Origin of the sequence: uncultured Paraglaciecola sp., from assembly GCF_937123705.1 — a bacterium.
In the GTDB taxonomy this organism is placed as follows: domain Bacteria; phylum Pseudomonadota; class Gammaproteobacteria; order Enterobacterales; family Alteromonadaceae; genus Paraglaciecola.
In genome coordinates, this window is the sequence record NZ_CAKZKO010000204.1 from 99,768 (window position 1) to 106,353 (window position 6,586).

At 38.9% G+C, this 6,586-nt stretch carries 8 protein-coding genes; 3 read left to right on the forward strand and 5 right to left on the reverse strand.

What is annotated here, in order from left to right; translation table 11 throughout:
- Positions 1 to 10: 10 nt before the first annotated feature.
- On the reverse strand, positions 11 to 826 hold the full coding sequence (locus Q0688_RS25365; RefSeq protein ID WP_299084087.1) for an SDR family oxidoreductase: 816 nt from the start codon (positions 824 to 826) through the stop codon (positions 11 to 13).
- A gap of 274 nt (positions 827 to 1,100) precedes the next feature.
- On the opposite strand from Q0688_RS25365, the gene Q0688_RS25370 reads away from it, so the two are divergent.
- Positions 1,101 to 2,951, forward strand: coding sequence for a diguanylate cyclase (locus tag Q0688_RS25370; RefSeq protein ID WP_299084090.1), 1,851 nt, complete (start codon positions 1,101 to 1,103; stop codon positions 2,949 to 2,951).
- 49 nt (positions 2,952 to 3,000) lie between these two features.
- Here Q0688_RS25370 and Q0688_RS25375 read toward each other — a convergent pair whose 3' ends face one another.
- Both Q0688_RS25375 and Q0688_RS25380 read right to left on the reverse strand, forming a co-directional pair.
- Positions 3,001 to 3,228, reverse strand: a complete 228-nt coding sequence (locus tag Q0688_RS25375; protein WP_299084094.1) for a DUF6500 family protein — start codon at positions 3,226 to 3,228, stop codon at positions 3,001 to 3,003.
- A 109-nt stretch (positions 3,229 to 3,337) separates the two neighbouring features.
- On the reverse strand, positions 3,338 to 3,496 hold the full coding sequence (locus tag Q0688_RS25380; RefSeq protein WP_299084099.1) for a DUF3012 domain-containing protein: 159 nt from the start codon (positions 3,494 to 3,496) through the stop codon (positions 3,338 to 3,340).
- 198 nt (positions 3,497 to 3,694) lie between these two features.
- On the opposite strand from Q0688_RS25380, the gene Q0688_RS25385 reads away from it, so the two are divergent.
- Together Q0688_RS25385 and Q0688_RS25390 are read left to right on the forward strand one after the other, a co-directional pair.
- A complete protein-coding gene (locus Q0688_RS25385) occupies positions 3,695 to 3,898 on the forward strand; it encodes a hypothetical protein (RefSeq protein ID WP_299084102.1) in 204 nt (67 codons plus the stop codon).
- Positions 3,899 to 3,976: 78 nt separating this feature from the next.
- Complete coding sequence (locus Q0688_RS25390; protein ID WP_299084114.1) at positions 3,977 to 5,572, forward strand: diguanylate cyclase; 1,596 nt, start codon at positions 3,977 to 3,979, stop codon at positions 5,570 to 5,572.
- Between the two features lie 59 nt (positions 5,573 to 5,631).
- Here the strand turns inward: Q0688_RS25390 and Q0688_RS25395 are convergent, their stop codons facing one another.
- Together Q0688_RS25395 and Q0688_RS25400 are read right to left on the reverse strand one after the other, a co-directional pair.
- Positions 5,632 to 6,012, reverse strand: coding sequence for a hypothetical protein (locus tag Q0688_RS25395; protein ID WP_299084105.1), 381 nt, complete (start codon positions 6,010 to 6,012; stop codon positions 5,632 to 5,634).
- A 25-nt stretch (positions 6,013 to 6,037) separates the two neighbouring features.
- The gene (locus Q0688_RS25400; RefSeq protein WP_299084108.1) at positions 6,038 to 6,373 is read right to left on the reverse strand and encodes a VOC family protein; all 336 of its coding nucleotides are present in this window, start codon (positions 6,371 to 6,373) and stop codon (positions 6,038 to 6,040) included.
- Between the last annotated feature and the right edge of the window lie 213 nt (positions 6,374 to 6,586).

The following is a 6,586-nucleotide window of genomic DNA, read 5'->3' on the forward strand; positions in this document are numbered from 1 at the left end:
TTTTCTTTGCTTAGGTATCTGTTGGGGGTTTAAAGTTTTTTAGTTGGTTGTGCATGATCTTAAAATAACGCGTGGGGGATAACCAACGCTTGATTCGATATGCAAGGCGTCCATCTTTGTGGGTGATAGTCATAAATCTGTTGTTTTCACTGTCTTGGTAGATGGCAGCGGCTACTTGAGCTGCGGTGATATCAGAATACGTATGCAACATTTTCTTAACCATCTGCGCCACTCCAGGTTGTTTACTGCGCAGTGATTCGTCTAAGTTTGTCGAGAAAAATCCTGGACAAGCTACGCTCACATGAATGTTATTATCCATTAACTCAAGCTGCATGGTTTCTGAAAAACTCACTACCGCGGCTTTACTGGCATTATAACTGGCCATCATTGGCGCGGGCGTAATCCCTGCTTGGGACGCAATATTCACTATTTTGCCGCCGTCTTGTTGCTTCATCCAAGGTACAAAAGCGCGGCACATACGTACCATGCCTAAAACATTGATATTCAGTACCCATTGCCACTGTTCTAAGTCTTCAAATTCTAATGCACCACCTGTGGCCACACCGGCATTGTTAACTAATACGCTAACTTCGCTCCAACGAGATTGCAGTTGTTGTTTCAGGGTTTCAATATCTGCTTCGCTGGTAATATCGCATGGTAAAAAAAAGGCGTTGCCATGATCTTCGATAATGGCTGCTACTACTTTATTACCACGATCAGGGTTAAGATCGGCAATACAGACTTCAAAGCCTTGTTTGGCATATTGTAATGCCAGCGCTTCACCTAAACCTGAAGCACCTCCGGTTATTAATACATTTTTACTCATTTATTTGTCTCAACTCCAAACGGGCTACTATGACTTTGCTTACTTCATCAGAACCCTGTGCTAAGCGCAAGGTTTGAAACCTGCCCATTGGAATTTTTTCTCAATTCGTTCAAAACCCCACTAATATCAATTGTTAGGATGGATTAATGGTATAAGATGATTGTTTTAAATCCTTGTTTACTTTGGTGATTATAGGGTTATCATGACTTAATAAACTTTGAAAAAGGGACTTGTTCAGACGCTAATCATTTAAACAGTGACAGTAAGTGAGATAATGTTGAAGCCAAGTAAGTTCATTGCGCTACTATTCTGCTTTTTTAGTTGCACCTTCAGTGCAGGTATTTTCTCAGCGCAAGCAATTCCTACAGTCGACGTGAAAAATCAATTCAAAAACGGCAAAACGAGCCTTGCGGGCGATTGGGCATTACGTTGGGGGGAGTGGATACCTCTGGCCGATATTGCCACATCTAAAGCTCAGTTTAAAACTGTGCAACTACCTAACTTTGTTAACTCTATGGTAGATAAACAAGCCCTACAAGAGCGTAAGTACGGGACTTATATTCTCAGGCTGGATAACTTGCATAACGTTTTCAAAGAGCCCGCAATTCGGATGCGTGATGTCAGCGATGCGTGGCAAGCCTGGTGGGTTGATGATTCTGGAAATACCCAATTTTTAGGGCAGTCGGGGAAAATTTCAACAGATAAAACCACACAATATATGCGTTTTAAAACCGGTATTTTGAAACTCCCACTTGAGACTAACGCTGGAACCTTAGTCATTTATATATCAACACAATTGTACGACAAAGGCGGTATGTATGGTAAGTTTGAAGTAAGTGAACTTAACTCCATTAGAAAGTCGCAATTTTCAGATTTGGCAGGAAGAGTAGCGCTGATTGCTATTGGTTTGCTGGTTGTATTTCAAAATATTTTATTTTATTTGTTTCGCCCCAAAGAGCGCGTGTTATTGCTATTAGCCGTGTTTGCGTTTTCTATTTTGCTACGAGCTTCAGTATCTAATGATTACCTTTATTATCTTTTAAGTGACCCTAGCAATTTTGATTTTCTTTTAAGGCTGGAATATATCACTATTGTTTGGCCAGCTGTGGCGGCGGTTCACTTTTTTGCGTATTTATATCCAGCCAAGTTCTCTGACATAGTGGTGAAATTAGGCTACCTAGTGATGGTGTTAGTAGTAGGTTTTTCATTGGTATTATCACTTAAACAACTCGTCAATAGCCTATTCTATTATCAAATCACATTAGGGTTATTTAGCATGTATGTGGTTTGGTTGATCATAAGGTCGCTATTTGTGAAATCTAAACACTCCGCGTTAATGATAATCAGCTGTGTTGTGTTAGTTTGTGGTGTGATAAACGATGTGTATGCATCCTTATCGAGTGCATACAGTTTATACCTTGCCGAGTATTCGTTGTTACTGTTTTTGTTTGCGCAAACTCAGTATCATTCCTTTAGGTTTGTAGCGGCGTTGGATGTGGCTGAGCATTTAACCGATAACCTGCAACAAGAAGTCGCTGATAAGACTAACCAGCTATCCATTCGCAATCGTGAATTGCAAGATAAAGCGGATAATCTGAAACTTCAACATGATCGCATTAAGGAGTTGTCAGAAACTGACCACCTTACAGGCTTGTATAACCGCCAAACCTTTGACAATTATTTAGAGCTGACATTTTCTCAAGCTATTGCGTATTCAAAAAATTTGGCCTTGGTGATTTTAGATGTCGATGACTTTAAGAAAATTAATGACACCTATGGGCACCAAGTGGGTGACGACTGTTTAAAAGCTATGGCTGACTATCTACGTCAAGCCAATTTACGTAAAGATGATTTTGTTGCCAGGTATGGTGGTGAAGAAGTCGTTATTATCTTAAACGGTGCTGATATTACCCGGGCCGAGGAAATTAGCCAAAGAATCTGTAATGGATTAAGTCAAATTGAGTTATTTGCAGAACAACAACAGATAGTGTTGACTGCAAGTTTTGGTGTGTCTGAAGTCACTTACAACCAAGCTAAAAATCCAGACCAGTTATTAAAACTAGCAGATGACGCGCTTTATAAGGCGAAAGCTGAAGGTAAAAATCGGGTGGTGGTTGCAGGTTAAGTGAAGGAAATTCAGAATGATATGATGAATTGGATGGCGCTATTTAATATCAATTATTAAGATGAATTGGTATAAGTAAGTTTTTGATTTTAGTAGCTTTTTCGAAGTGATCTAATTGTTGGGTTTCAATCCACCAAGTGGCAGCTTCCATTAACAGCCTTGGGTTGTCATTTTTGTTGGCAAAAAACGCGTAGAAAGACAAACCAACAGAAGGGCCTTTAGCTGCAATTTTTTTGTCACACACTTCAATCATTTTGGCTCTAAGTTTGTGTTGCAAGGTGATCCTCATGTTAACGCTGCCGCAATTGTATAAGTACAAATTAGTTTAGGATACAAACATTTGGGGTCTATATCCTAAACCCACTTCTAGACTCTGTTAAAAAGTCTTAGAAGATACAATGTTTGGCATAATCAGCGCCTTCTGAAGCAGTCCAGTCCGCTTTTGGCTTTTCTTTTAGATCTGCACACCATTCTTCACTGCCAACTTCTGGCGCGCAACCAGTTAAAAATAAAGCGACCGCAAATACACCTATTAATTTTTTCATAAATTGTAATTCCTTAAAGCAGTTATTGATCTCCCCATTTAACGGGAGCCATGTAATTGTAGTTAGGTTAAGTGGTATCAAATTAAATACCAAGGTATGTAAAATAACTTAGCGATTTCCAACATTCAAGTACTCAAATTGTTAATCTAGTTCAGGTCATAAATAGTTAATCAGTTACTAGCTGTATTAAAGGCGCATATGGAAGAGGTAAATAAGCATCACATGGTTGTTTGGGCTAAAGCGTTGTCTTTAGCTTTGTTTATTGTGACTATGTTGATATTTCTACCTCTGCTTTATCATTTTGGCGTGGCCTTGAAACCTGCTGCAAAAGTTGCCGATGAGGGCATAGTAACAATTCAACCGTCAGACTTTTCTGAAAGAAAAACCTTAGCACTAACCTGAAATTGGTCATTCTATTGGCAGCACTTACTTGATCCTGAACAAATAGAAGTAACAACCATACCCCCTGCTTTGATAAAAGTGAGTGGCGGCTGGCAATCCAATCAATCTGATGTAACCTATGACGCAATTGGTTTTGCTACCTATCATCTGGAAGTAGCCTTGCAACAAGTTTCAAGTAATTTGGCAATCCAAATTCCTCAAATAGAAAGTGCCTACAAATTTTATTTGAATTCAGAACTCAAGGCGTTAGGTGGTGTGGTGACCGACTCTGAATCTGAGGCTTCACCTAGTTACAGCAATAGCACAGTAAAGATCCCAGACGGACTTAAAGAGTTCTCTATCACTATACAAGTATCTAATTTTCATTCTGGTTGGGGCGGGATTTGGCAACCTATTGTTCTAGGGGACGCCGATTCTTTAAATATGTTACATAGAGACAAGGTCGCGCTAAGTGTTTTTCTGCTTGGATCATTGCTAATAACTGCGCTCAACTCTCTTACTTTGTTTTTCCAACGTCCCCAAGACCGTGTTCCTGTAGTCTTTGCATGTATTTGTATGCTGTTGTTTCTTAGGGAGTTTACCCTAGATCACATGAGTGTTTTATTGCCTTCTATAGCAAGTGGGTTTGTGATGATAACCAAAATAAATTTCTTTAGTTATTATGCAATTATTCCTACTATTTTGTATTTCTATCAACTTTATTTTTTAAAAGTGTTTCACACTCAGTTTTGCCGATTGATTTATATAGTGTGTATTGTTTTTGTGATATTTATTCTGTTTTTCCCTACTCGTTATTTTGGTCTCTCTTTAAGTATCTTTAACATTATTGCATTAGTTGTTATGAGCTACATATTGCAAAGAATGTGGGTAGCGATCAATATTAAATTGCGGGGCGCGCGCATTATGCTGCTTGGTTCTTTGATTGCTTTTGTATTTGCTGTTAACGATATATTAAATCTGAACGGCGTGATAACAACAGGTCGATTTTTTAGTTTCGGTATTATTGGATTTATCTTTTGTCAGAATTTTGTGACAAATAGCAGGTTTAATTATTTAATTTCTAAGAACGAGACACTCTCAGATAAGCTAAAAGTACGAAACGCTGACTTGGTGCTGATGAGTGAGCTACTTGAAACCAAAGTCGAACAGCGCACCCTTGATCTCAAATTAGCCAATAAAGAATTAAAAGCTAGGGCAAGTAGCGATCTCCTTACCAATACCCTAAATCGATACGGTTTACATCAACATATTCAAGCCGCATTTGAGCGATATCGTCGTTCACAAGAATCCTTTTGCTTGGTATTGATAGACTATGATCATTTCAAAGAAATTAATGACAATTACGGCCACGATCTAGGTGACATTGTATTGGCCACTGGTGCTGAGTTAATTAAGGATAGCATTCGTGAACAAGATAAATTGTCGAGATGGGGAGGAGAAGAGTTTCTCATTTTATTGCCAGACACGGAATTGCAAGGGGCATTAGCCATTGCGAATAAGCTTAAAGTTGCAATTAACGCTAAGCCTATAGGTCAACCTATAGGTGTGAATGTCACTGTGACAGGTGGGGTTGCTCAGGTCAATGATGAAGATACCTTTGAATCGCTATTTAAGCGAGTTGATGAAGCCTTATATCATGGTAAGCAAGAGGGTAGAAACCGAATTTGTAGCTAGCTTGAACTGCCTATAAGTACAGCTCACAATAAGGTTATTTGAGATACAAGTAGCGGTGATTAATTATTGTTCAGCATGTCTCGTAATTTTTTCTCTGCTAATTCTGCCGCGGAAAGGGGCTCAGTATCTAGGTTTTGTTGTGGTAATTCATCGCCAAACAGAGCGGCTAATTTGGACTTGGCGAGATCAGATTTAGAATAATTGGGTGCCTTGAATTTGTGTTTGCTTGGCTTGAAGTAGTCACAAAAGTTGGCCAATTCTAACTCTCTTTGATGTTCGGCTCGATCTTCTGTGCAGCCTTTATTTTCATCATAAAACTCACACATTTTACATACATGTATATCTTTGCCACATGTTGTGCACTCTTCTCGTCGCGACATAGGAAGAATAACGCCTTCCAATTGGGCATTGCATTGCCAACAATAAAATTTATCAACCATGTGGTTCCTCAGTTATTAAAAAGTATCAATGTTGATCGAACATGATTACATTGCCATCAGGATCTTTTAACACACAATGTGTCGGCCCAGATTCTCCTTGAGTTGGTGTGTCAATCTCGATGTTATTGTGTTGTAGATGTTTCTCAATAGTGCGCACATCTGTTGGGTTAAAGGTGAGGATGTTAGCTTCAAACATACCCTCAAATAAACCAATGACTGTTGTGTCTTTTTGCAATATAAGCCACTTATCGACGACAGATCCACATTCAGGATGGGTTGTAAATCCTAGTGTCTCGTAAAATGCTTTTGATTTGGCGATATCTTTAACGGTTAAGCTGACTGAAAATTGACCAAAATTCATGGTTTCTCCTAATTTTTCATTTAGTTAAATGTGATGACTAAGAATGTGTATCAAAACAATAGCCTAAAAGTGAAGCGCTGTCTTGGTATGAGAGTGAGTTGAAAGGTCAAGATAGACTGATTACAGGGGACGTGAAATAATACCAATTCATCCTAATAATTGATCACTCAGCGAGATTTAAAAGCACCTAATCAAGGCGCTCGAATGAAGCAA